Genomic DNA, 20823 nt, shown 5'->3' with positions numbered 1-20823 from the left:
TCGCATATAGTCTGTCTGTCTGGTAAAAAAGCTGCAGTGAAAACTGCAGCTTTTTTTATGTCCGGCGCTATTAGCTTAAAGTTTAGTTTAAAGTTTAGCTTACAGATTAGCCTGCACTAACTAAGCAAAAATCAAGGGACTGAATGCCTTGGTCGAGATGGTGATGTGCGCGCCTGTTTGTAGCTGCGCCACTTCGCTCGCCGACGCCATGATTTCTATGATGTCTTGCCCGACCAGCAGCGAGACAATAAAAATCACTTCTTCCTGCCGGATCGCCAGTACCTGCGCGCGCAACTGCAACTGGCCCTGCATTTTTTGCTGCAAAAACACCTCAGCCGGTGAGCCGTAACGCTGAATGCGGCCACGTTCCAGCACAAATACCGTTTGCGCGAGTTTGAAAATTTCTCCCAGATCGTGGCTGACCAGCAGCGTGGTCAAACCCAGCTCGGCATGCAGGCTGGCCAAACTATCCTGCAACTGTGCGCGCAGACTGACATCGAGTGCAGACAGCGGCTCATCCAGCAATAACAAGCGCGCCGGACTGCCGATCACGCGCGCTAATGCGCGTGCCAGCGCGACTCTTTGCTTTTGTCCCCCCGATAAACTGCCGGGCAAACGCTGACTCAAGGCCGTCAAATCATTCAGCGCCAGCAAGTGCTGCAAACTATCCTGCTGATCACGCGCCAAGGCATAGGCGACGTTCTGTGCTACGGTCAGATTCGGGAACAGCGCATAGTCCTGGAACACCATGCCCACCGCGCGTTGCTGCGGCTGACGACACACCGACCGCGCGGTATCGAGCCAGACTTCACCATTGACCACGATGCGGCCAGACTGCGGCATGGCCAAGCCAGCCAGCATACGCAGCAAGGTAGTCTTGCCTGCACCGGAACTGCCAGACAACGCGCAGAAAGCCTGATCCTGAATAGACAAATCCAGCTCCAGCCATTCTGGTCCGCTGGTAGTTTGCATGGGATGACGCAGACTGATTTCTATCATGCTGCCCCCTGCCCACGCGCGTGACGCCGGTTCACGATATACACCGTCAACAGGATAGAAAAACTCATGACCAGTAACACTGCCGCATAGGCATGGGCCGCAGCATAATTCAGGCTTTCGACTTCATCATAAATCGCTATTGATGCGACCTTGGACACGCCGGGGATATTCCCGCCTATCATCAGCACCACGCCAAATTCGCCGACGGTATGCGCGAAACTCAATACGATGCCGCTCAATAAGGCGGGACGGATATTCGGCAATAAAATGCGCAGCAAGGTGTACCAGTCCGGCTTACCCAGCGTGCGCGACGCTTCCAGCAGCGATGGCGGCAAATTCTGCAAAGCCGACTGCAGCGGCTGCACCATAAACGGCAGACTGAAAATCACAGAACCAATGAGTAAACCGGCAAAACTGAACACCAGTTTCAGATGCAGATACTGCTCCAGCCAGGCGCCGAATGCATGCTGAGGACTGAACGCAAGCAGCAAATAAAAGCCAAGTACCGACGGTGGTAAAACCAGCGGCATACTGACCAGAGTTTCCCACAGCGGCTTCAAACGGCTGTGGGAATATGCGATGCGATAAGCGATGGGTATGCCGCACAGTATCAGCAGCAGCGTGGTCGCGCTTGCCAGCTTCAGGGTTAACCATAAGGGCTGCCAGTCGATGCCGCTCATGCTGGCTCCTGCGCTGCGCCGCCGTGCTGAGTCGGCTGCTGAATCTGCTGCTGAGGCGGCTGCTGAATTTGGGGATGAATTTGCGGCATCATGCTCATTTCATTCGACTTCACCAGCGCTTCAAGCTGATCGCCGATGCCCAGTTGCATCGCCTGTGCCGAGCGTGTGGTGATCAGCGATTCTATGCAACCGCCAGACACATCCTGCAACGCCAGCCTGACCCGCGTCAACAAACGCCCCTGCTCCAGCGCGACCACCTGGCCAGGCATGCGGTTACGCAGGCTGATCTGACCGCTAAGTTGTCTGGCTAAAGCAACTTCGGATTCTTTGAACAGCATCGTCACCGGCTGCCCGACGCTCCATGTGGTGGCAGGATGCGCAGCACCCAGCACCATCGCTGTCAGGATCAGCTTGCCATGCTCACCGATTGCGACATCAGCGATACTGACGCTGCCCTGGGTGTCTATCGCCAGCAACTGGCCGCTGAGCTGATTCATGGCAGGATATAGCCGTAACGTTCAAAGATGGCGCGGGCTTTGGCCGAGTAAATGAAGTCGTAGAATTGCTGCGACACCGCCGCATGCTGCTGTTTACCATGCTTCAAAATGACGGCTCCCTGTGCAATCGGCTGATACACATCGCGCGGCAATTCCAGCCACTTACCCTGCCCCTTCATTTCAGGTGACAGCACCACGGATTTGGCAGTAAATCCGAGGTCGGCTACCCCCGAATGAATGTACTGGTTAGTCTGCGCTATGCTCTCTGCAAACACCAGCCTGGGCTGTAAAGTCTGCTCCAGTTTATGTGCGTTCAGCACGCGCATGGTTTCGCGCCCATACGGTGCCGTCTTAGGATTCGCGATGGCGATCTTACTCACCCTGGCCTGCTGCAAAGCAGCTTGCCACTGCTGTAAATCCAGGTCTTTCATGGTCCACAACACCAGTGCGCCATAGGCATACACTTTAGGTGCCTGCATCGCATAACCATCTTTATACAGCTTCTCGGGAAATTCCATATCCGCCGATAAGAACACATCGAATGGCGCACCATTGCTGATCTGCGCCACGAACTTGCCGGAAGAATTGAAACTGGCCTGCAGCTCATGTCCGGTTTCTTGTTTAAACGCAGCCTTCAAATCATCAAACACGAACTGCACATTGGCCGCGACCGCGACAGAGATGGTTTCGGCCTGCACGGCTGCCGAAAAAAACATAGCGCAGCACAAACTGCTACGCATCAGGGTGCTGAAAAATTTCATGCTACCTATCCTAAATTCATTAATTTGCGGCACAGAGTTCAGTACAATGCGGCATTCGTTTGAGTATCACAGCCAGGATCACAAGCGCTCAGCACAGGGTAGCTTAGCCTGACATGGCAGACATACTAACAGTCCAAATCACTTTGCTCAATTTGCCAGCTTCATCCTGCTTCATTTTCCTGAACTGACATGCGCCCATCCTTACATTCACTGCTAAAACACGGCATCCGCATCTGCATCGCTGGCGCAGCACTCAGCCTGAACGGACTCAGCTTCGCTGCCACGGCGGGCAGTTGTACATCATGGCCAGCGTGGGAGCATTTCCGTCAGCAATTCATCACTAAAGACGGCCGTGTAGTGGACCATAGCGGCAACATCAAACCAACGGTATCTGAAGGGCAGGCCTATGCCATGTTTTTTGCGATGGCAGCCAATGATCAGCCCAGTTTCAAACAACTGCTGCACTGGACCAGCAATAATCTGGCCGGTGGAGATCTGACGGTACGGCTACCCGCCTGGCAATGGGGGCAACGTGCGGATCAAAGCTGGGGCGTGATCGATAATAATTCGGCGTCCGACGCGGATGTATGGATGGCTTACTCTCTGCTGCTGGCTGGTGATATCTGGGGTAATACATCGTACTCAGCACTGGGCAGCCTGCTGGCACAACGCGTACTTCGGGAAGAGAGTCTGGATTTACCCGGCTTGGGCTTCAGCTTACTACCGGCGCCACATGGTTTTGATCTGGGTGAAAAACGCTGGAAACTCAATCCCAGTTATGTGCCTTTGCAATTGCTGCGCTGGCTGGCCGTCAAAGAACGCGACCAGCGCTGGCAGCAAATGGCGCAAGCGTCTTTCCGTTTGCTGATCCAGTCTGCACCCAAGGGTTTTAGTCCTGACTGGACCATTTACCAGACCACCAGCAGCGGCCGCGCCAGCTTCTCGCCTGACCTGAACGGCGTGGAAAAAGGGGATGGTGGCTACAATGCGATCCGGGTTTATTTATGGGCCGGTATGCTGCATGCGCAGGACCCGGAACGCTCACGCCTGCTGCGGCACTTGGCCCCGATGGCAGCCTTGACTGAACAACTGGGCTATCCGCCTGAGTTCGTGAACATACAAACCGGTGAAGCGAAAAATCCTGGGACCACCGGATTTTCTGCCGCGCTGCTGCCCTTTTTGAGCAGCGGCCAACACAGCAAAGCACTGCAACAGCAGCAATTACGTATTCAGGCCAATGGCATACGGCCAGATGCCTATTATGATCAGGTGCTGGCCCTGTTCGGAATCGGCTGGCAGGAAAAGCGTTTTGCCTTTTTGCCGGATGGCCGCGCCGAATTTGCCTGGCAAGCTGCGGCCTGCCATTAAGGCCAGCCACATGCGCTTAGCCGGGATAACATAACTGCATGCATCTCCCCCGCAAACTCGGGCTTTCTATGCGATTTACAAAAAAGACTGCGAAATCTCACAAAATCATGTATCATTCCGTTTTTGCACTGCAATATAAAGATTCGTTCAGCGACTCCTTAAGCGCAGTGAGAAACTGAGTAGCATCGCAAGCCTGTGCCCATAAACCTTATGGTGCACGTAAAAGCCCTCCCGCCCTGCATGTCTGGTAACTAGATAGACATCATCCCGGCGCAAAGCTTTTGTGCCGAAATTTCATTGTCGTCCGTTTTTGGATTTTCTGTGTTCATTTCGTTTGCTTGACGCTGCATTTTTGCGCGCATTGGTTTTGTGGCGCGCTCCATTTTTACGAAAGAATTTCATGAGTTTTGAAGCACTTGGCCTCCACGTTAACATCATCCGCGCCCTGACCGATTCTGGCTACACCAAGCCTACACCAGTTCAGGAACAGGCTATCCCTGCCGCGATTGAAGGACGTGATCTGATGGTCTCGTCCCAAACCGGCTCCGGTAAAACCGCAGCCTTTATGCTGCCAGCATTACACAAACTGGCTACTGCTGAAGTCGTTACTTATACCAACGGTAAAACACCGAACCAGGAACGTCAGGCTGCACGCTCACGCGGCGACCGCCCACGTTTCGTCGCTGCAAAACCAAAAATGCTGGTACTGACACCAACCCGCGAACTGGCATTGCAAGTTACTACCGCAACGGACAAATACAGCTCATACACACGCCGCCTGAAAGCCGTATCTATTCTGGGTGGCATGCCTTACCCAAAACAGATGCAACTGCTGTCGCGTAATCCGGAAATTCTGGTGGCAACGCCAGGCCGTCTGATCGACCACATGGAATCCGGCAAAATCGATTTCTCTGAATTGCAAATGTTGGTTCTGGACGAAGCTGACCGCATGCTGGACATGGGCTTTATCGACGACATCGAGAAAATCGTTGCTGCAACACCGCCTACCCGTCAAACCATGCTGTTCTCTGCAACGCTGGATGGCGTTGTGGGCAATATGGCAAAACGCATCACGACTGAGCCTTTGGTAATTCAGATTGCAGGCTCTGCCAGCAAGCATGAAAACATCCAGCAAAAAGTGCATTTCGTTGACGATCTGTCCCACAAAAACCGTATGCTGGATCACCTGCTGCGCGACGTTTCTGTCGATCAGGCTGTGGTGTTTACCGCGACTAAACGTGATGCAGACAGCATCGCTGACCGTCTGAACATCGCTGGCTTTGCCGCAGCAGCACTGCATGGCGACATGCATCAGGGCGCACGTAACCGCACACTGGACGCACTGCGCCGTGGTCAGGTTCGTGTTCTGGTAGCGACCGACGTTGCTGCGCGTGGTATCGACGTACCTGGCATCACGCACGTCTTCAACTATGACTTGCCAAAATTCCCGGAAGACTACGTACACCGTATCGGCCGTACCGGTCGTGCTGGCCGTAAAGGTATCGCAGTATCGCTGGTGAATCACGCTGAAGGCATGCACGTTAAACGTATCGAACGCTTCACCAAGCAATTGATCCCGGTCGATGTGATCGAAGGTTTCGAACCTAAGAAATCGGCTGCGCCAGCACGCTCTGCCGCCCGCAAACCTAGCGGCTGGAAACCAGGTGACACACGCAAGTCCGGCAACAACTTCGGCAACAGCCGTCCAGGTGGCCAGCGTTCTTTCAGCAAGCCAGCTGCGCCACGTAAAGAAGGCAGCGGTGGCGGTAATGGCGGCGGCTATCGCGGCAACCGCTCCAGCGAAGGCGGCGCACGTCGTTCTTTCGGCGAATAAGTCACACTGATCTGATCATTTGAGCTGAGCATCATATTGCCCAGATCAAATAAGTAATATCAAAAAAAAGCGATCCCATCCGGGGTCGCTTTTTTTATACTCTGCAGCTCAGCGTATAATCAAAGCCTTGACTAACGCATACAGCACGCAAACATGAGCTCAACTTCCGATCAGCCCGTCCGCCTGACCTCGTTCTCCCACGGAGGTGGCTGCGGCTGCAAAATCGCACCCGGCGTTCTGTCCGAAATTCTGAAAAAATCCACAGGCTTTCCGGTTCCGCCACAATTATTAGTCGGCATAGAAACCTCGGATGATGCAGCCGTCTATCAACTCAATGAACATCAGGCACTGATCGCGACCACAGATTTTTTCATGCCTATCGTGGATGATGCATTTGATTTTGGCCGTATTGCGGCAACCAATGCAATTTCCGATATTTACGCCATGGGTGGCACCCCCATCATGGCACTGGCACTGGTCGGTATGCCAGTCAATCAGATTCCACTCGACGTCATCGGCGAAGTGATACGCGGTGGCGAATCTATCTGCGCAGAAGCTGGCATCCCGATTGCGGGCGGCCATACCATTGATTCGGTTGAGCCGATTTATGGCCTGGTGGTGATGGGCCTGATCCATCCATCCAAGGTCAAGCGCAATGCCGGTGCGCGCGCAGGCGACCAGCTGATACTGGGCAAACCGCTGGGCGTAGGCATCTTGTCAGCCGCACTGAAAAAACAGGCACTGGATCAGGATGGTTACGCCAGCATGATCGCCAGCACGACTCAGCTCAATCGCCCCGGACAAGTACTGTCGGAACTGGACGGTGTACATGCGATGACGGATGTGACCGGTTTTGGTTTGCTGGGTCACTTACTGGAAGTCTGTCGCGGCTCCGGTGCAGCCGCGCATCTGCGCATGAACGACATCCCGTTATTGAACGGCGTGGAGACATTGGCTGAAGCCGGCATGATTACCGGCGCCTCAGGCCGTAACTGGGCAGCCTACGGCCATGAAGTACGCCTGTCAGCACAGCTGAGCGCAGCACAACAAGCCCTGCTGACCGACCCGCAGACTTCGGGCGGTTTGCTAATCGCCTGTGACCCTGCTGTCACAGAGCAGGTTTTATCTGTTTTCCGCAGCAGCGGATTTTTGCATGCTGCTGTGATTGGTGATATGGTGAGTGGTTCACCTATCGTTGAAGTTAACCCCTGATCTTTGAAACTGTACTAACCATGAATCAATTAGAACAACTGAAACAGTACACCACCGTAGTGGCCGATACCGGCGATTTCCAGGCGATCAAAGCCTATACGCCACGCGATGCGACCACCAATCCCTCACTGATACTGAAGGCAGTTCAAAAACCGGAATACCGCCATTTGCTGGAAAAAGCCGTGGCCGAAACAGCGGGTCAGTCGATTGATGCAACGATAGATCATTTACTGATTTCCTTTGGCTTGCAAATCCTGAATGAAATCCCAGGCCGTGTTTCGACTGAAACCGATGCACGCCTGTCATTTGACACCGCTGCCACCGTCGCTAAAGGACGCCAGCTGATCGCGCTGTACGAAGCTGCCGGTGTGCCACGCGAACGCGTACTGATCAAGATCGCTTCTACCTGGGAAGGCATACGTGCTGCTGAAATCCTGGAAAAAGAAGGTATACGCTGCAATATGACTTTGCTGTTCTGCCTGGCTCAGGCGGTTGCCTGCGCTGAAGCCGGTGCCCAGCTGATTTCGCCTTTCGTGGGCCGTATTTATGACTGGTTTAAAGCTAAAACCGGTCAGGAAATCTTTGGCGCTGATGATCCTGGTGTATTGTCAGTCAAATCTATCTACACCTATTACCGCAAGTTTGGCTACAAGACGGAAGTCATGGGCGCGAGCTTCCGCAATACCTCGCAGATTCTGGAGCTGGCCGGTTGCGATTTACTGACGATCAGCCCTGACCTGCTGCAAAAACTGGCGGATTCCAATAATGCAGTGACTGCGAAGCTGAGTCCGGAACTGGCGGCGCAAGCTGATATCAGCAAAATCGAAGTCAGTGAAAGTGCTTTCCGCTTCCAGCTCAATGAAGATGCGATGGCGACAGAAAAACTCGCCGAAGGTATACGTGCCTTCTGCGCAGACACAGTCAAGCTGGAGCAAATGATCGCAGCGATGCGCTGAGGCCGGAGCAGACTAAAGCGAACTCTCAGGGCGCTGATGCGCCCTGTTTTTATACCACTGCAAACCCTCAATAACCAAGCATCAACCGCAAAGAAAAATGAAAACCCTGATCGATATCAGCAGCTGGAAACGGCGCGAACATTTTGCGTTTTTCTCGGGCCTGCATGAGCCTTTTCACGGCATCGTGGCAGACATCCCCTGCACCCAGGCACGTCAATTCTGCCGGGATAATCAGATCTCATTTTTCCTGTTTTATCTGCACCGCTGTCTGGCAGCAATCAACCAGATACCTGAACTGCGCTATCGCGTGCAACAAGAACAGGTGGTGCTGTATCAGCAAATCCACGCCAATGCCACCATAGGCCGTGCAGATCACAGCTTTGGCTTCTGCCCTATCGACTATCAGCCTGCGTTCAGTGCTTTTTGTGAACAGGCTGAGCTCAGCATGGCGCGCGTCAAAAACAGCGAGGGCTTGTGCTTTACGCAGGAATGCCAGCGCGATGATGTGATACATTTTTCAGCCATGCCCTGGATCGCCTTCAATGGCATCACGCATGCACGCCACCATGACGGCAAAGACAGCGCCCCCAAAGTCTCTGTCGGCAAATGTGTGGAAAAAAATGGCGAGCTGGTGTTTCCGGTGGCGGTGTTCGCCCATCACGGACTGGCGGACGCCTATCACATACATCAGTTTTTCGACGCCTTCACGGAACAACTCAGGCAGCTGCCCTGATACGAACTGGCGACAAAAACACAACATACGTATTTCCCCTGATCGGCAAACGGATTTTTTTATCCCACACTGTGCAGCAGGGAAGTCCAGTCTTCCCACCCCGATAACAACAAGAAAGGATAGGCCTCTATGCTAGAAAATCTGAAGTCCAGCCTCAGTCACTACCGCGCGCAACGTATCGTGAAGCGCTCAGCACTCAGGGATATCCTGACTGATATTCCTCCCGGTCTTTTCCCTTACTGGCAACAGACCGCGCAACAAGAATTCCCCGGCATCCCTCAGGATGCCGTTTTTTTTGCCTCGGCTACAGAAGGCCTGTGCATGTTTTTCGAATGTGTCAGACGCAGCGAACAGCCTTGCGCACTGCCCTCCAAAGCTGCCGACTCGGTCTGGCATGCCTGGCTGCGCTACTCCAGCATAAGCCTGGAGCAGTTCTGCGATAAACACTATGAGCGCCAGATTCCCCATCTGAGTGCCAGCGAAATGTCTGTAGATCTTGAGCTGGCACTGGCCGCCACCCTGATTCAGGCCAGACGCTTTGAACGTCAGTGCGAAACCGATCCCACCCTGCCCGCACTGTTCACGCTCGACAAACGCCTGCGCATGCCGAATGGCTATGCTTACCACATTAGCGCAGATAAGCCAGGCTATCGCGCCATGAACCGTGATGGTCAGGCTTACGGCGCCAGCTATTATCCAGAAGCCTTACAAGCCTACGGCATGCTGACCGCTGGCATGATCAGCGCCACCATGTATGAACACTACAAACGCAGGGAAGCAGAGCGACAACAGAGCAGCTACACAGACACCGGCAGTTCTGGCATCTCAGATAGCAGCAGCTTTAGCAGCGACAGCAACAATGGCAGCGATTGCAGTGACAGCGGCAGCACAGGAAGTAGTTGCGGCAGTAGCTGTGGCAGTAGCAGTTGAGACTGAAGCAAGGTCAGCATTCATGGACTACGGCTTAGTGACGCTGCAGCGCCCGAATCATGCAGCAGGCAATAGGCCTGCGTCCACAATGAAACCTAAAGCGAAAATTCGAACGAAAAAAAACCTGCTGATTTTCATCAGCAGGTTTTTTAACTTGGCGTCCCCAAGGGGATTCGAACCCCTGTACTCACCGTGAAAGGGTGATGTCCTAGGCCTCTAGACGATGGGGACATATACTGTCCATTTACTGACCTACGCTGCGCTGAATTACTCAGTTCAACGGCTTACAACCTGGCGTCCCCAAGGGGATTCGAACCCCTGTACTCACCGTGAAAGGGTGATGTCCTAGGCCTCTAGACGATGGGGACAGATTCTGTCCAAACTACTGACCTTAATTTTAACTTACTGTCCGCAATCAAGCATTTGATTGGCGTCCCCAAGGGGATTCGAACCCCTGTACTCACCGTGAAAGGGTGATGTCCTAGGCCTCTAGACGATGGGGACAGCAAATTACTCTATTCTGATTGTCACGCATTTTTGGTGGAGGTAAGCGGGATCGAACCGCTGACCTCTTGCATGCCATGCAAGCGCTCTCCCAGCTGAGCTATACCCCCTTAGGTGCAATGCAGAACAGAAGAAAGATTATAGGGGATGAAGTAAGTCTTGTAAAGCCCTCACCCCCAATATCTGGTGTATCAGGCAAACGCAACGGCCAGACGTGCAGCGACCGTTTCACGGCCAAATAAGTCAATCACCGCATCAATCGATGGGGTTTGCAATTGACCCGTCAACAGCAGGCGCAAAGGCATCGCCAATTGCGGCATTTTCAAGCCATGTTCGGCCAGCACGGTTTTCAAGGCAGCCGAGATCGCCGCTTTGTCCCATGCCACGGTTTTCAACAATTCTGCATATTGCTGCAAGGCCGGGCGCACCGCATCTGTCAGATGTTGCTGCAGCAGCGCGGCCTCAGGCGCTGGCTGGCGATAGAACAGCATGGCAGACTCCGCCAGCATCACCGTGGTGTTAGCGCGCTCCTTAAACAAAGCAATCACAGCAGCCAGATCCGGCGCGCCAGCAAATTCTGCGCCAGCCGCCAACATGGATGGACGTATCAGCTCAGCCAGACGCGCATTATCTGCGGCCTTGATGTAATGATTATTAATCCAGTCCAGCTTTTCAGGATTGAATTGCGCCGCCGATCCAGACAAGTGTGTGAGATCAAACCAGCTGCACATCTGCTCCATAGAGAAAATCTCGTCATCACCGTGACTCCATCCCAGACGTGCCAGATAGTTCAGCATGGACTCAGGCAGATAACCTTTGTCTGCATAATCAGTCACGCTGACCGCGTTGCGACGCTTAGACAGTTTTTGCCCGTCTGGCCCCAAAATCATAGGCACGTGACCATACTGTGGCAGGCTGGCACCCAAAGCATTGAGAATATTGATCTGACGCGGCGTGTTATTCACATGGTCATCACCACGGATTACATGGGTAATCTGCATATCCCAGTCATCAATGGCCACGCAGAAGTTGTAAGTAGGCGTGCCATCCGGACGCGCAATCACCAGATCGTCCAGCTCTTTATTACTGATCGTGATCGTTCCCTTAACGACGTCGTTCCAACTCACGTCGCCGTCGAGCGGATTTTTAAAACGGATTACTGGCTTACGGTCTGCCGGTACTGGTGGCAAAGTCTTGCCTGCCTCCGGACGCCAAGTGCCGTCATAACGTGGCTTATCACCCGCAGCACGCTGACGCTCACGCATCGCTTCAACTTCTTCCGGTGAGGAATAGCAATAGTACGCAGTACCTTGTGCCAGCATGTCTGCCAGCACAGCGCGATAGCGCTCCATTCTTTGCATTTGATAAAACGGACCTTCATCATGCGCCAGGCCCAGCCAGCTCATGCCATCTAAAATTGCCTGCACCGCCTCCGGTGTAGAGCGCTCCAGATCCGTGTCTTCTATTCGCAATACAAAAGTGCCGCCATGGTGGCGGGCAAATGCCCAGCTGAATAAAGCGGTACGGGCACCGCCTATGTGTAAATAACCAGTAGGGCTGGGAGCAAATCGGGTACGGACTGTCATGGAGAGGATTGCACCGCATGCCATCAGAAAGTCTGAAGACATCAGGTCGCGGAAAAGTTAAAAACAGCATTTTACCGCGTTCGCCCTTAGACGCCTACCCGCGACCAGGCGGGCGAACAGGCTGTGCGCCGTGTTAGTATGCAGCACCTGTTTCCATCATGATGAATGAGTATGCAAGCCCCCCTCCCCGTGCGCGATGGCATCGCACCCAGTTATTGCTGGATACCGGAAGGCATAGCGCCGACCCCGCTGCTGTGTTTTTTGAGCCTGCAGTTCCCTGACATTCCAGATGCAATATGGCTGCACAGAATTAGCCAGCGTGAAGTGCGCGACCAATATGGCAGTGTATTGAAGGCCGACAGCACAGTGCGACGCGGCATGTGTCTATACTATTACCGTGAAATCGAGCACGAGACACGCATACCTTTCGATGAAAAGATCCTTTATCAGGATGCACATTTGCTGGTGGCCGATAAACCGCATTTTTTACCCGTCACACCAGGTGGCCGCTTTTTACGCGAAACCCTGCTGACCCGGCTACGTCAAACCACAGGGCTGGAACATCTGACACCCATACACAGACTGGACCGGGAAACCGCGGGCGTGATTCTGTTTTCACACAATCCTGAAACACGCGGCGCCTATCAGTCCATGTTTCAGAAAAAAACCATCAGCAAAATCTATCACGCGCTGGCGCCAGCGATGCCCGAGCGCAGCTACCCATTTGTATATCAAAGCAGAATGGAGGAAGGCGAACAATTCTTTACCATGCGCGAAACGCCAGGTGCCCCCAATACGGAAACCCTGATCGAGCTCGAACAGCAGCGCGGCGCGCATAACCTGTACCGCTTATCACCCGTCACAGGGCGCAAACATCAGTTACGCGTGCACATGGCCAGTCTGGGCACTCCCATCGTCAATGACAGTTTTTACCCGGTCGCGCTAGCCTGCAAAGGAGATGATTTCAGCCAGCCGCTGCAACTGCTGGCAAAACAAATCAGTTTTCACGATCCACTCAGCGGAGAATGGAGAGAATTTCAAAGCCAGCAGGCCTTGTAATACATCAGCAATAGCACCAGCCGTCTTCACCCCGAAAGACCAAGGCTACGCGGGCGGCAAGGCCATGCAAACCGCCCTGCTATTGACACATACGATACATAGGGATATTATCTCGGTCTTCGGAGTGTAGCGCAGCCCGGTAGCGCATCTGCTTTGGGAGCAGAGGGTCCAAGGTTCGAATCCTTGTACTCCGACCAGTTTCAAGGGATAAGTAATTAATTTAGCCCATTTATTTCAGAGTAGCGAAATAAAAAAGCCGTTTTTCGGAGTGTAGCGCAGCCCGGTAGCGCATCTGCTTTGGGAGCAGAGGGTCCAAGGTTCGAATCCTTGTACTCCGACCAGTTAAAAAAGCATCGTTGATTTTCAACGATGCTTTTTTCATTTGCGGCTCCGGATTTTCTGCGCCACATTGTCCAGTGCAGGACTGCGGCTCAGACTGAATTCGCTAGCTTGTCCGCAGCCAAGCTGGCACACCAGTCTGGCTGACACGGACAAGCAGACTCCATCTAGACTAAGTTACGTCTGGCCAGGATACGCAAATCCGGTGCCAGCATCTGCACATCATGAAATTGCCAGCTTTCTGCCTGATCGACATGCGTGAGCTCGGGAATACGCAGTAAGCCCGCACCAGCACCCAACAATTTAGGCGCCAGGTAGACCAGTAATTCATCGGCCAGCTTAGCCTCCAGTAAGGCGCCATTCAGCACCGCACCCGCTTCCACATGCAATTCATTGATTTGACGGCACCCTAATTCCAGCAACAGCGCAGGCAAATCGACCCGCCCATGAGCAGCAGGCAGTAACAAGACCTCAACGCCCTGCGCCTCAAGTGCGGCACGTTTTTCCACATCATCATGCGCTGCCACGACCAGACTCACGCCCTGTTGCAGACAACGCGCCTGTGGACTTATCTGTAAATGAGAGTCGACGATGATTTTGATGGGCTGACGTGGCGTGCTGATCCCGCGCACATTGAGTTGCGGATCATCGGCCAGCACAGTGCCAATGCCGGTCAGTATCGCATCGGCACGCGCACGCCACTGATGACCATCCAGCCGCGCAGCTGGCGAGGTGATCCACTGGCTCTGACCATTCGGCAATGCAGTGCGACCATCCAGACTGGCCGCCATCTTCACGCGCACCCAGGGTTTGCCACTCTCCATGCGCCGGAAAAATCCCAGATTCATTTCGCGCGCCGCCAGTGCAATATCCGGCTCCTGACCGCACTCTACCTGCAAACCAGCCTGCTGCAAGATCGCCAGCCCGCGTCCCGCTACCTGAGGATTGGCATCACCAACGGCAGCCACGACACGCGCAATACCCGCATCAACCAAGGCATTTGCGCATGGCGGGGTGCGGCCAAAATGACTGCATGGCTCCAGTGTGACGTAGGCCGTGGCACCAGCAACTGCATGGCCCTGCGCATGCGCGTCACGCAATGCCATGACTTCCGCATGCGCCTGCCCCACCGGCTGGGTCCAGCCCTGCCCCAGTATCTGACCATCCTTCACGATCACACAGCCAACCTTAGGATTTGGCGAGGTTTCTATGGTCGCGCGCGCAGCCAGCGCCAGCGCCAGCTGCAGATAATGTCGGTCGGTTTGCTGCTGATTCATACTCAGGTATGTTGAATAGAAATACTAGGGAATTTACTGCTCATATCTTTCGCTTTGTCAGCCACTTTGACAGCGACACGGCGCGCGATATCTTTGTAAATGGCAGCGATAGGACCATCGGGATCAGCCACCACGGTAGGCTGACCGGAATCAGCTTGCTGACGGATAGACATCGTCAACGGCAATCCCCCCAGGAAATCGAGACCGAAGTCAGCGCACATTTTCTGGCCACCACCTTCACCGAAGATAGACTCGGCATGACCGCAATTCGAGCAAATATGGGTACTCATATTTTCGACGATGCCGATGATAGGAATATCGACCTTTTCAAACATCTTCAAGCCCTTGCGCGCATCCAGCAAGGCGATATCCTGCGGTGTGGTCACGATCACAGCACCCGTCACTGGCACCTTCTGCGACAGCGTCAGCTGTACGTCACCGGTACCCGGTGGCATATCCACGATCAGATAATCGAGATCGCGCCAGTTCGTTTGCTGCAGTAATTGCTGCAAGGCCTGAGTCACGATAGGTCCACGCCAGACCATAGGCTCGTCCGGATCGATCATGAAACCTATCGAGGATACCTGCAGACCGTGATTTTCCAGCGGCTCCATGGTTTTGCCGTCCACAGTTTCAGGACGCCCTTGTATGCCCATCATCATCGGTTGCGAAGGACCATAAATGTCCGCATCCAGAATACCAACTGCCGCACCTTCTGCAGCCAGCGCCAGCGCCAGATTGACTGCGGTGGTGGACTTACCGACCCCGCCCTTACCAGACGCAACAGCGATAATATTTTTCACATTCGGCATCAGCTTAATGCCACGCTGCACCGCATGCGCAACGATCTTGACGCTGACCGCGACATGCACCTGCGCCACGCCAGGCAAGGCTTGCAGCGCATTGCTGACCAGTTCGCGTATCAGGGTCAGCTGACTTTTTGCCGGGTAAGCGAGCTCAATATCCAGGCTGATATCGGCGCCTTGTATTTGTATATTTTTGACGGATTTCGTCGCGACGAAATCTTTTTGCGTATTTGGATCGATGACCTGGGATAAGGTTTGTTTGATCAGTTCTGCTGTGAGTGTCATTTGCTTCTCCATTCAATGCCGCAAGTCTAGCGCAAATTGCTGCAGGCAACCCGAAAGCCCTGAGCGCATAAGGACTTTTAGCCCATACAGCGGATATAACGCGGCAGTTTTTCAGACATTTTCCTTCCTGCTGCAATAATCCCTGACTTTTTTTGCTGACATTCGTGTATGGTGCGCCCACCTTTTTATTTTTTTGGGGCAGATATGCACACCGAGAGCTTTATACCTGGCAAAGATGCCTCGCTTGAATCAACCATCGCCACCATGCAGGCCAAACTGGCAGCGCGTGGTTTTGTACTGAATGAATCTTCCTGGATCAATGAGATAGAGGGCATCTGGTCGGTCCACGTAAAAGACCAGGAATGCCCGATGTTATTCGCCAATGGCAAGGGTGGCACCGAGCTGGCCGCACGCGCCAGCGCATTAGGTGAATTTTTTGAGCGTCTGGGCACCCACTATTTCTGGACCCACTTTTATCTGGGCGAAACCAGAGCCAACCGTCCTTTTGTACACTACCCGCAAGAGCGTTGGTTCCAGCCTGAAGAAGATGGCAGCTGGCCTGCTGACATGCTCAATCCTGAGCTGCACGATTTTTATAACCCGGATGGCGAAATCGATGCCAGCGTGCTGGTCGACCTCAATTCCGGCAACGTAGCACGCGGCATTTGCACCCTGCCTTACACGCGCCTGCGCGACGATGCAGTCGCCTATGTACCGGTCAATATTATCGGCAATCTGTATGTGAGCAATGGTATGGCGGCCGGCAATACCATGATGGAAGCGCGCAGTCAGGCACTGTCTGAAATTTTCGAACGTCATGTCAAATACCGCATCATCAGCGAAGGCATCTGCCTGCCTGAAGTACCGGATGAAGTCATCGCCCGTTTTCCAAGAATCGCAGCAGGTATTGCTGGCCTCAGAAAAGCCGGTTTCGGCATCCTGGTACGCGACGCCTCTTTAGGTGGTCAGTATCCGGTCATGAATGTCACCTTGCTGCACCCGGGTGATCAGGGCATATTCGCGAGTTTTGGCGCGCATCCTCGCTTTGAAATTGCACTGGAACGTGCATTAACCGAATTGCTGCAAGGCCGTGCGCTCGAAACCCTGACCGGCTTCCCGGAACCAGGCTTTGACATGGATGAAATCAATGCGGTCGCCAATCTGGAAATCCACTTTGTTGATTCCAGTGGCGTGATCAGCTGGGACTTCCTGAGCGATGAACCTGACTATGCATTCGCTGACTGGAATTTCAGCACCACCACAGCCGAAGATTATGCATGGCTGGTGAATGCGATTCATGCTGAAGGCAAGGACATCTATGTCTCCGATTTCTCAGAGCAAGGAGCCTATAGCTGCCGCATACTGGTGCCTGGCATGTCGGAAATTTATCCGGTCGAAGACCTGGAGTGGGAAAACAATAGCATAGGCAATCACATCCGCCCGGCCCTGCTGCGCCTGCACAGTCTGAGCGAAGCTGAGTGTGCAGCGCTGCTGGCTGACTTGCAAACCATGAATCTGAACGATGAACGTCCGCTGTGGGAGATCCTGGGGCTGGCTATTCCTGTTGGCACCGCATGGAAGCAGTTACGCATCGGTGAACTCAAAACCTTGCTGGCATTAGCCACCGGCGATACCGAAGCGATTCTGGAAGGCTGTGACTGGATCCATCACTTCAATGACCTGAGCAAGGACCGCAGACTGGTTTATCGCTGCGTAGAAAGCATATTGAAGCTAGAAGATAGCGAGAACTATCTGCGCGCGCTGATTCTGCTATACGGCGCGGATACCTTCCGTCAGGCAGAGGCTTTACTGGATCGCAGCGAACGCTTTTTTGGTCTGGACGAATTAGGAAGCGATATGCAGGGCAGCGCCATGCATCAGGGCTTGCTGAAGGCCTACGATAAGCTGTTTGCGTAATACCTGATGAAGCAGGGGATAGGAACCAGCAACAATCTTATCCCCTCTTCTGTGCCTGCTTAGCGCGAAGAGATGCAGGCTAACTGAACGCACAAATGACGAAATCAAACACGCATAAATTTCTGTCTTGACAGAAATAACCGAAATACCTAAACTCAGCGCATGGAACTGACACCTGTAAAACAAAAATTTATTCTGCACTGGGGCGAGATGGGCACCTTATGGGGCGTCAATCGCACAGTAAGCCAGATTCATGCCCTGCTCTATATCGCAGGTTGCCCGCTGCACGCAGAGGAAATTGCGGACACCTTGGGGGTGGCCCGCTCGAATGTATCGAACTCACTGAAAGAGCTGCAGAACTGGAAGCTGGTGAAACTGGCCCATGTGATGGGTGACCGGCGCGCACATTTCGAAACTTCGCTGGATGTTTGGGAACTATTCCGCACCGTGGTCAGAGAGCGCAAAGAGCGCGAGCTAAGCCCAACCATAGGCATTTTGCAGCAATGCCTGGATAGCCCGGATATAGGTCAGGAAGACAAGGCGACCCAGTTAAGAATTAGCGAGACACTGGCACTGATGCAAACGCTGACCAGCTGGACCGATGAGATGTTAAGACTGGAACCCGCCACCTTGATGAAACTGCTCAAAATGGGTGCTGCGGTACAAAAACTGGTCCGAGGTGAAGATAAGACGTCTTGATGCGGGCATTCACGCCGCATTCAGATTGACGCTGAGGAAGAACAATCTCAGCGTTTTTTAAAAAACATGCATTTCTGTTTTAACAGAAATTACAGAAACAATATCCATAACCACACTTAATCAGAGGGAGATCACGATGGGAATTTATCCACTGACCATTTTGTATGACGAATCCTGCCCGCTTTGCAAACTGGAGATCGATAACCTGAGAGCACGTAATCAGGCCGGACAATTGCGTTTTATCGACGTTTCTGCCCCCGATTATGACGCGTCCTTATGTCCGGTCGCCAAAGCAGATTTGATGCGAATTATTCATGCCATACGTGCCGATGGCCAACTGCTGCATGGCATGGAAGTATTCCGGTTAGCTTATGACGCGGTCGGTCTGGGCTGGATCACCGCCGCAAGCGGATGGCCCTTACTGAAACCGGTGTTCGACTGGCTCTATCCGCATATTGCCAACAATCGAAATCGCTTAAGCTGGGTGCTTTCAGGCCCACTATTTCGTCTGGCGGCCCGGCGTGCGCTGCGTCGCAGTCAAGCCTGCAAAGACGACGCATGTGAACGTAAGGATTACAAGGATGCATCATGAAGATCCTGGTCTGTGGAGCAAACGGCTTTATTGGCAGGCATTTATGCCTGCAATTACAAGCTGCCGGACATCAGATCCTGCGTGGCATCAGACCCGCCCACCGTACCACACGTGCTGCTCAGGATGAAATGTGGATGGATTTTTCGAGCGATACCCAGGCCAGCGTTTGGGAATCACGTCTGCAACAGGCGGGGCAGATTGATGTCATCATCAACGCCATCGGTATTTTGCATGAGTCGGGCAAGCAAACCTTTGAGGCGATACACCGTGATGCACCCATCGCCATGTACCAGGCGGCTCAGCGGCTAGGCATAACACGCATCGTGCAGATTTCTGCGCTGGGCGGCAACCAGGACTCGCAAATACAAGAGGGCATGAGTCCTTACTTACGCACTAAGCGTGAAGCAGATCGCTTTTTACTGCAATCGGACTTATGCGCCTTGATACTTCGTCCCTCGCTGATCGTTGGCATGGATGGCATCAGTAGCCGCTTTTTCAGAATGTTGGCCAGCCTGCCGGTTTTACTAGTTCCCGGCGATGGCAAGCAGCGTCTGCAACCCGTTCACATTGATGATCTTTGCGAGGCAGTTGTGCGCTGCTTATCGACACCGGCATGCGCGACGCTGGAATTGAACGTGGTGGGACCCAGCGCCATGACTTACACGGAAATGCTAATCAATTACCGCGCGCTGATGGGACTGCGAGCTGGCCGCGTGCTGTGCATCCCCTTATGGCTCATGCATACCGCGGCTGGCTTGGCACGGTTTTTTCCTCAACAGGTGCTGAGTCGCGACAGTTTGCGTATGCTGGAAAACAACAATGTGGCCGATCCGGTGCCACTGCAACAATTGCTGGCACGCCCAAGCCGAAATAAAGAAAGCTGGTTCCCTCAAATCCCGGACAGCATGCTCGCCAGCGAAGCACTATTGAAATGGCATCTGATTTTCTATCGCTTTACCTTGGCTTCGATATGGATAATCACCGCCGTCTTATCGCTAGGATTGTATCCACTGCAGGATAGCCTGCGACTCCTGCAAGCTTTGCCCATCCCGGCAAGCTTACATTTGCCTCTGCTGTATAGCGCTGGCATCCTGGATGGATTACTGGGCTTAGCCTGCGTATTTGCACCATCGCGTAAATTATGGACATTCCAGCTTGGACTGATTGGAATTTACAGCTTGCTGATCGCCCTCTACCTGCCACAATTCTGGCTACATCCGTTTGGGCCGGTATTAAAAAATGTGGCCATCGTCGCCCTGCTGATCAGCTTAATATCTAGCGACAGGAAAGCATCATGAATAGCTATCTGCTGCTAAAAACCTTACATATTATTTCATCTGTTTTATTGGTCGGCACTGGTTTCGGCTCGGCTTTTTATCTCTTTTTCGCGAACCGTAGCGGAAACACAGAAGCACAAATGGTAGTCACTCGGCTGGTAGTGTTTGCGGACTGGTGCTTCACCACGCCAGCGGTGCTGATCCAACCCATCAGCGGCGTCAGCATGGCGTATTTAGCAGGCTGGCCTTTGAGCACGCCCTGGCTCATGGCGTCCATACTTTTATACTGTTTGGCCGGACTCTGCTGGCTTCCTGTGGTCTGGCTGCAAATTCAATTGAAACACATGGCAGCACAGGCAGTGGCGACCAAGACAGCACTGCCAGCACGGTATTGGCGCTACACCAAATACTGGGAGCGACTCGGCTACCCTGCGTTTATCGCGATGCTAGGGGTGTTTTATCTGATGGTGAATAAGCCACTGCTTTAAAAACCTCGAGCCTTTACTCCATGA

General features: G+C 53.4%; 19 protein-coding genes and 6 tRNA genes. 14 read left to right on the top strand and 11 right to left on the bottom strand.

Annotated features, from left to right (window positions below):
- Window positions 1–120: 120 nt before the first annotated feature.
- From H8K43_RS18410 to modA, 4 genes are read right to left on the bottom strand one after another with little or no spacing between them, the layout of a single operon-like run.
- Window positions 121–999: an ABC transporter ATP-binding protein gene (locus tag H8K43_RS18410; RefSeq protein ID WP_186905207.1), complete on the bottom strand. Its 879-nt coding sequence runs from the start codon at window positions 997–999 to the stop codon at window positions 121–123.
- Complete coding sequence (gene modB, locus H8K43_RS18405) at window positions 996–1679, bottom strand: molybdate ABC transporter permease subunit (RefSeq protein WP_186905206.1); 684 nt, start codon at window positions 1677–1679, stop codon at window positions 996–998. Before modB ends, H8K43_RS18410 begins: the two co-directional genes overlap by 4 nt.
- Window positions 1676–2176, bottom strand: a complete 501-nt coding sequence (locus H8K43_RS18400; RefSeq protein ID WP_186905205.1) for a TOBE domain-containing protein — start codon at window positions 2174–2176, stop codon at window positions 1676–1678. Before H8K43_RS18400 ends, modB begins: the two co-directional genes overlap by 4 nt.
- A complete protein-coding gene (gene modA / locus H8K43_RS18395) occupies window positions 2173–2937 on the bottom strand; it encodes a molybdate ABC transporter substrate-binding protein (protein ID WP_230404114.1) in 765 nt (254 codons plus the stop codon). Before modA ends, H8K43_RS18400 begins: the two co-directional genes overlap by 4 nt.
- A 189-nt stretch (window positions 2938–3126) precedes the next feature.
- Between modA and bcsZ the strand changes: the two genes are divergently transcribed.
- The 6 genes from bcsZ (at window position 3127) to H8K43_RS18365 (ending at window position 9970) form a co-directional block, all read left to right on the top strand.
- On the top strand, window positions 3127–4305 hold the full coding sequence (bcsZ, locus tag H8K43_RS18390; RefSeq protein ID WP_186905204.1) for a cellulose synthase complex periplasmic endoglucanase BcsZ: 1179 nt from the start codon (window positions 3127–3129) through the stop codon (window positions 4303–4305).
- A gap of 400 nt (window positions 4306–4705) precedes the next feature.
- Window positions 4706–6139 carry a DEAD/DEAH box helicase gene (locus tag H8K43_RS18385; RefSeq protein ID WP_186905203.1) on the top strand — a complete coding sequence of 478 codons (1434 nt, stop codon included), beginning with the start codon at window positions 4706–4708 and terminating at the stop codon, window positions 6137–6139.
- Window positions 6140–6292: 153 nt separating this feature from the next.
- The gene (gene selD, locus H8K43_RS18380; RefSeq protein ID WP_186905202.1) at window positions 6293–7351 is read left to right on the top strand and encodes a selenide, water dikinase SelD; all 1059 of its coding nucleotides are present in this window, start codon (window positions 6293–6295) and stop codon (window positions 7349–7351) included.
- A gap of 20 nt (window positions 7352–7371) precedes the next feature.
- Window positions 7372–8307 carry a transaldolase gene (gene tal / locus H8K43_RS18375; RefSeq protein ID WP_186905201.1) on the top strand — a complete coding sequence of 312 codons (936 nt, stop codon included), beginning with the start codon at window positions 7372–7374 and terminating at the stop codon, window positions 8305–8307.
- A 97-nt stretch (window positions 8308–8404) separates the two neighbouring features.
- Complete coding sequence (locus tag H8K43_RS18370) at window positions 8405–9040, top strand: CatA-like O-acetyltransferase (protein ID WP_186905200.1); 636 nt, start codon at window positions 8405–8407, stop codon at window positions 9038–9040.
- A 129-nt stretch (window positions 9041–9169) separates the two neighbouring features.
- Window positions 9170–9970: a hypothetical protein gene (locus H8K43_RS18365; RefSeq protein WP_186905199.1), complete on the top strand. Its 801-nt coding sequence runs from the start codon at window positions 9170–9172 to the stop codon at window positions 9968–9970.
- Between the two features lie 155 nt (window positions 9971–10125).
- Here the strand turns inward: H8K43_RS18365 and H8K43_RS18360 are convergent.
- The 5 genes from H8K43_RS18360 to gltX all read right to left on the bottom strand — a co-directional run bounded on the left by H8K43_RS18360 (window position 10126) and on the right by gltX (window position 12060).
- Window positions 10126–10201 (bottom strand) — tRNA-Glu (locus H8K43_RS18360).
- Between the two features lie 61 nt (window positions 10202–10262).
- Window positions 10263–10338: transfer RNA gene (locus tag H8K43_RS18355), tRNA-Glu, on the bottom strand.
- A gap of 60 nt (window positions 10339–10398) precedes the next feature.
- Window positions 10399–10474, bottom strand: a tRNA-Glu gene (locus tag H8K43_RS18350).
- Window positions 10475–10508: 34 nt separating this feature from the next.
- Window positions 10509–10584 (bottom strand) — tRNA-Ala (locus tag H8K43_RS18345).
- An 81-nt stretch (window positions 10585–10665) separates the two neighbouring features.
- Window positions 10666–12060 carry a glutamate--tRNA ligase gene (gene gltX, locus H8K43_RS18340; RefSeq protein WP_186905198.1) on the bottom strand — a complete coding sequence of 465 codons (1395 nt, stop codon included), beginning with the start codon at window positions 12058–12060 and terminating at the stop codon, window positions 10666–10668.
- A gap of 165 nt (window positions 12061–12225) precedes the next feature.
- On the opposite strand from gltX, the gene H8K43_RS18335 reads away from it, so the two are divergent.
- The 3 genes from H8K43_RS18335 to H8K43_RS18325 all read left to right on the top strand — a co-directional run bounded on the left by H8K43_RS18335 (window position 12226) and on the right by H8K43_RS18325 (window position 13460).
- Window positions 12226–13119, top strand: coding sequence for a pseudouridine synthase (locus tag H8K43_RS18335; protein ID WP_186905197.1), 894 nt, complete (start codon window positions 12226–12228; stop codon window positions 13117–13119).
- A 120-nt stretch (window positions 13120–13239) separates the two neighbouring features.
- Window positions 13240–13316 (top strand) — tRNA-Pro (locus H8K43_RS18330).
- 67 nt (window positions 13317–13383) lie between these two features.
- A tRNA-Pro gene (locus H8K43_RS18325) sits at window positions 13384–13460 on the top strand.
- Window positions 13461–13625: 165 nt separating this feature from the next.
- On the opposite strand, the gene ribD is transcribed toward H8K43_RS18325, so the two are convergent.
- Both ribD and apbC read right to left on the bottom strand, forming a co-directional pair.
- Window positions 13626–14735 (bottom strand): bifunctional diaminohydroxyphosphoribosylaminopyrimidine deaminase/5-amino-6-(5-phosphoribosylamino)uracil reductase RibD, encoded by a 1110-nt coding sequence (gene ribD / locus H8K43_RS18320; RefSeq protein WP_186905196.1) that lies wholly within the window; start codon window positions 14733–14735, stop codon window positions 13626–13628.
- A gap of 2 nt (window positions 14736–14737) precedes the next feature.
- Window positions 14738–15826 carry an iron-sulfur cluster carrier protein ApbC gene (apbC, locus tag H8K43_RS18315; RefSeq protein WP_186905195.1) on the bottom strand — a complete coding sequence of 363 codons (1089 nt, stop codon included), beginning with the start codon at window positions 15824–15826 and terminating at the stop codon, window positions 14738–14740.
- Window positions 15827–16030: 204 nt separating this feature from the next.
- Here apbC and ycaO point away from each other — a divergent pair, with 204 nt between their 5' ends.
- The 5 genes from ycaO to H8K43_RS18290 all read left to right on the top strand — a co-directional run bounded on the left by ycaO (window position 16031) and on the right by H8K43_RS18290 (window position 20799).
- Window positions 16031–17743, top strand: a complete 1713-nt coding sequence (gene ycaO / locus H8K43_RS18310; protein WP_186905194.1) for a 30S ribosomal protein S12 methylthiotransferase accessory factor YcaO — start codon at window positions 16031–16033, stop codon at window positions 17741–17743.
- A 162-nt stretch (window positions 17744–17905) separates the two neighbouring features.
- On the top strand, window positions 17906–18442 hold the full coding sequence (locus H8K43_RS18305; RefSeq protein WP_186905193.1) for a GbsR/MarR family transcriptional regulator: 537 nt from the start codon (window positions 17906–17908) through the stop codon (window positions 18440–18442).
- Window positions 18443–18578: 136 nt separating this feature from the next.
- Window positions 18579–19034, top strand: a complete 456-nt coding sequence (locus H8K43_RS18300) for a thiol-disulfide oxidoreductase DCC family protein (protein WP_186905192.1) — start codon at window positions 18579–18581, stop codon at window positions 19032–19034.
- On the top strand, window positions 19031–20332 hold the full coding sequence (locus H8K43_RS18295) for an SDR family oxidoreductase (RefSeq protein ID WP_186905191.1): 1302 nt from the start codon (window positions 19031–19033) through the stop codon (window positions 20330–20332). Before H8K43_RS18300 ends, H8K43_RS18295 begins: the two co-directional genes overlap by 4 nt.
- A complete protein-coding gene (locus H8K43_RS18290) occupies window positions 20329–20799 on the top strand; it encodes a DUF2269 family protein (protein ID WP_186905190.1) in 471 nt (156 codons plus the stop codon). The genes H8K43_RS18295 and H8K43_RS18290 overlap by 4 nt, the downstream gene beginning before the upstream one ends.
- Window positions 20800–20823: the final 24 nt, after the last annotated feature.

Origin of the sequence: Cognatundibacterium curvum (assembly GCF_014284235.1) — a bacterium.
GTDB classification, from domain to species: Bacteria; Pseudomonadota; Gammaproteobacteria; order Burkholderiales; family Burkholderiaceae_D; genus Undibacterium; species Undibacterium curvum.
This window is presented reverse-complemented; position numbering and strand designations above follow the sequence as displayed.

What these genes read in the sequence shown, in the direction of transcription:
- H8K43_RS18400 (WP_186905205.1), bottom strand. Translation starts at nt 2,176, where the DNA reads ATGAATCAGCTCAGCGGCCAGTTGCTGGCGATAGACACCCAGGGCAGC.
- modA (WP_230404114.1), bottom strand. Translation starts at nt 2,937, where the DNA reads ATGAAATTTTTCAGCACCCTGATGCGTAGCAGTTTGTGCTGCGCTATG.
- ycaO (WP_186905194.1), top strand. Translation starts at nt 16,031, where the DNA reads ATGCACACCGAGAGCTTTATACCTGGCAAAGATGCCTCGCTTGAATCA.
- H8K43_RS18370 (WP_186905200.1), top strand. Translation starts at nt 8,405, where the DNA reads ATGAAAACCCTGATCGATATCAGCAGCTGGAAACGGCGCGAACATTTT.
- H8K43_RS18410 (WP_186905207.1), bottom strand. Translation starts at nt 999, where the DNA reads ATGATAGAAATCAGTCTGCGTCATCCCATGCAAACTACCAGCGGACCA.
- H8K43_RS18300 (WP_186905192.1), top strand. Translation starts at nt 18,579, where the DNA reads ATGGGAATTTATCCACTGACCATTTTGTATGACGAATCCTGCCCGCTT.
- selD (WP_186905202.1), top strand. Translation starts at nt 6,293, where the DNA reads ATGAGCTCAACTTCCGATCAGCCCGTCCGCCTGACCTCGTTCTCCCAC.
- modB (WP_186905206.1), bottom strand. Translation starts at nt 1,679, where the DNA reads ATGAGCGGCATCGACTGGCAGCCCTTATGGTTAACCCTGAAGCTGGCA.
- H8K43_RS18365 (WP_186905199.1), top strand. Translation starts at nt 9,170, where the DNA reads ATGCTAGAAAATCTGAAGTCCAGCCTCAGTCACTACCGCGCGCAACGT.
- H8K43_RS18290 (WP_186905190.1), top strand. Translation starts at nt 20,329, where the DNA reads ATGAATAGCTATCTGCTGCTAAAAACCTTACATATTATTTCATCTGTT.
- H8K43_RS18385 (WP_186905203.1), top strand. Translation starts at nt 4,706, where the DNA reads ATGAGTTTTGAAGCACTTGGCCTCCACGTTAACATCATCCGCGCCCTG.
- H8K43_RS18295 (WP_186905191.1), top strand. Translation starts at nt 19,031, where the DNA reads ATGAAGATCCTGGTCTGTGGAGCAAACGGCTTTATTGGCAGGCATTTA.
- gltX (WP_186905198.1), bottom strand. Translation starts at nt 12,060, where the DNA reads ATGACAGTCCGTACCCGATTTGCTCCCAGCCCTACTGGTTATTTACAC.
- tal (WP_186905201.1), top strand. Translation starts at nt 7,372, where the DNA reads ATGAATCAATTAGAACAACTGAAACAGTACACCACCGTAGTGGCCGAT.
- H8K43_RS18335 (WP_186905197.1), top strand. Translation starts at nt 12,226, where the DNA reads ATGAGTATGCAAGCCCCCCTCCCCGTGCGCGATGGCATCGCACCCAGT.
- H8K43_RS18305 (WP_186905193.1), top strand. Translation starts at nt 17,906, where the DNA reads ATGGAACTGACACCTGTAAAACAAAAATTTATTCTGCACTGGGGCGAG.
- bcsZ (WP_186905204.1), top strand. Translation starts at nt 3,127, where the DNA reads ATGCGCCCATCCTTACATTCACTGCTAAAACACGGCATCCGCATCTGC.
- apbC (WP_186905195.1), bottom strand. Translation starts at nt 15,826, where the DNA reads ATGACACTCACAGCAGAACTGATCAAACAAACCTTATCCCAGGTCATC.
- ribD (WP_186905196.1), bottom strand. Translation starts at nt 14,735, where the DNA reads ATGAATCAGCAGCAAACCGACCGACATTATCTGCAGCTGGCGCTGGCG.